Source organism: Wolbachia endosymbiont of Tuta absoluta (assembly GCF_059414725.1).
This window is the reverse complement of record NZ_JBNRJY010000012.1, coordinates 1-2,651: the sequence shown is the minus strand read 5'-3', so window position 1 is coordinate 2,651 and position 2,651 is coordinate 1. Positions and strand designations below refer to the sequence as shown.

The window sequence follows — 2,651 nt, the reverse complement described above, 5'->3', positions numbered from 1 at the left end:
TTCCTGAATTGACGGAAGACCACCTATACCAGAACCAATAGCTACACCTATTCGCTCTTTATTAATATTTTTATTTTCCAAAATTAGTGAATCTTCTACTGCCTGAACAGCTGCTGCAATTCCGTAGTGAATAAAACGATCGATCATACCACAATAAAGTGTTACAAATTAAACTTGATAGTATTACTTTTGTTATTTGTTGCACGAAATCTTCCGTAATTTGTTTGATATTATAGTAATATTACTTACTTTTTCAAACGTGAATTATGTAAATGTTATATTAATAATATTATATTATTAAATTTTTATATCGTTGATTATATTTAAATATTCTTATACTATACCTATATATTTCCATATATTTTTTGGCGAGAAAGTTATTTTAATTTAAGTGCACAAAGTCTCTTGATATGACACATATTCCAGTTTTGTTAAAAGAGATGCTACTGCAATTGTCACCACACAGTGGTGGTATATATGTGGATGCCACGTTTGGAGCTGGAGGATATAGCAAAGCAATATTGGAATCCGCTGATTGCAAAGTGTATGCAGTTGATAGAGATGAAACAGTTACTAAATTTTATGATGATCTAAATGTTAAATACCCTAATAGAATAAAGTTATTTATTGAAAAGTTTAGTAATATCAAAAATTTATTAGATAGTAATAATATTAAAGGTATCAATGGAATAGTTTTCGACGTTGGAGTTTCATCTATGCAGCTTGATAATGGAGATAGAGGATTCTCATTTCTACGTGATGGCCCACTTAACATGAGCATGGATAACTATTCTCATATGAATGCTTCGACGTTTGTTAACGCTTTACGTGAAGAAGAGATTGCGAACACTATATATAATTATGGGGGTGAGCGTCATTCCCGCAGAATCGCAAGAGCGATAGTAAATGCGCGGAAGAAGAAAATTATCAAAACTACATTTGAACTTGCGGATATTGTACGTTCTGTAGTGTTTCGTGGAAAAAGCAAGATTGACCCTGCAACTAGGACATTTCAGGCAATCAGAATATGGGTAAATGATGAGCTAGGAGAGCTTGAAAAGGGTATTAAAGCTGCATCTGAGATTTTAAGTGAAAACGGCAAATTAATTGTAGTTACCTTTCATTCTCTAGAAGATCGTATAGTCAAAACTGTTTTTAAAGATTTATGTGAACCAGGATCTACTAAAACATTCTCCCTTTTAAATAAAAAAGTGATCAAAGCAAGTTCAGAAGAAATAAATGTAAATCCACGCGCGCGTTCAGCAAAACTGAGAGCTATACAAAGGTTATCATGAGGACCTTTCATGCCATTTCAATAATTATATTTTTATTGTAGGGTTATTTAAGGTAAAATTACACGTTCAATCACTAAATAGAGAACTAGCATGAATAAAGCATAAAATTAATTTAGTGCAAAGCGACATAAAAGTCCTGCAAGCAGAATGGAGTTATTTGAGTAATCTAAAAAAACTTGCAGTCTTACGGAGAAATACCTAAAAAATAACCCTTTGATACTAGCTAGCCAGATTCGACTCTCTGTAGTGTGTTAGCACAACTTAAAACCCAGAATAACAATTAGAACCTATCTTGAAAGGGAAAAAAATAAGATGAGGTCAGCAAAAAATAGGAGGGTAACGAGTGATGTCAGTGACAAGGCCAAATGTTGCACAAGGGGCGATAACAATTATTAATGCAATGAAATATATAATGAGGGAGTTTAATATAGTTATGCAAGAGGTCTAATTTGAAATATTAAAGGGAACGTAAAATTTTGCTTCCATATATTTTAAATCTGATTATAATGATAGTTAGAGATACTTTTAGAGCTCAAAATCTATCTTTGTCTGCAGACTTTTTCTACTAAACAATCAAACTCATTAAATGTAGTGTGTCTTCTTCAGTGTATACACGTATACTTAATCTCTGTCGTATGTGCACTGCATTTTTTTCTAATCTTTTTTACACAGGAGGATTTTATGTCCAGAATTCCAGATATTTGACTTTTACTTTAGCTAAAAACCAATAGGCGCCTATTGTTTAACGCTAATTAAAATAAAAATTTTTCTAATATATAGAAGAATCACTGTTTACTGAAAATGGGATACGATTGCCAAGAAAGCTGCGAATGTCAAAGAATTTTAGGTAAACATTATTTGCTTGACGTATGAGCGTGCTCTCCTTACTGCAAGAACTCTTTAATATATGCTTAACCACTTAAGTCCTTTCAAGATATGTTCTTAGATTTAAGCTTTTAGGTAAACATACTACAATAAAATTTACTTTAGTATAAAATTATTTGCATAAGATTTTGGCAGTCTTTTAACATCTTTTGGCATTTCAATTGTGTACTTTGTGTTGTGTTTCTTTGCGTAAGATATTGCTTTTTCAAGAGAATCAAACTTTAATACAATCTGTTTTTGGGGATCTTTTGAGCCAACCCATCCCATCAAAGGTTCAATATAGTAAGAACAAGGCTTAATTTTTAGGTACCAGAATTTTGTATTACCTAAGCCAGATTGTGTTGCAGTTTTTGTTGGCTTATAAATCTTAAAAACTACTTGATCGATCTTATTCCAGACCTTCCAAGAATCATTCCCCCAGTTGGGAAATCCGGCCCTGGCATCACTTCAAGTAACTCATCCAAAGTAACT

The 2,651-nt window shown here is 32.3% G+C and carries 2 protein-coding genes and 1 pseudogene; 1 reads left to right on the top strand and 2 read right to left on the bottom strand.

All coding sequences use genetic code 11. From position 1 onward, the window contains the following. A pseudogene (locus ACJ5GX_RS00085) lies at positions 1–141 on the bottom strand (beta-ketoacyl-ACP synthase II); the annotation flags it as partial. Between the two features lie 269 nt (positions 142–410). Here ACJ5GX_RS00085 and rsmH point away from each other — a divergent pair. After that, complete coding sequence (rsmH, locus tag ACJ5GX_RS00080; RefSeq protein ID WP_007302319.1) at positions 411–1,295, top strand: 16S rRNA (cytosine(1402)-N(4))-methyltransferase RsmH; 885 nt, start codon at positions 411–413, stop codon at positions 1,293–1,295. A gap of 981 nt (positions 1,296–2,276) precedes the next feature. On the opposite strand, the gene ACJ5GX_RS00075 is transcribed toward rsmH, so the two are convergent. After that, positions 2,277–2,567, bottom strand: a complete 291-nt coding sequence (locus ACJ5GX_RS00075) for an ETC complex I subunit (RefSeq protein ID WP_495292556.1) — start codon at positions 2,565–2,567, stop codon at positions 2,277–2,279. Positions 2,568–2,651 lie beyond the last annotated feature (84 nt).

Excerpts from the sequence above, each read along its gene's own strand:
- rsmH (WP_007302319.1), top strand. The coding sequence starts at position 411 with ATGACACATATTCCAGTTTTGTTAAAAGAGATGCTACTGCAATTGTCA.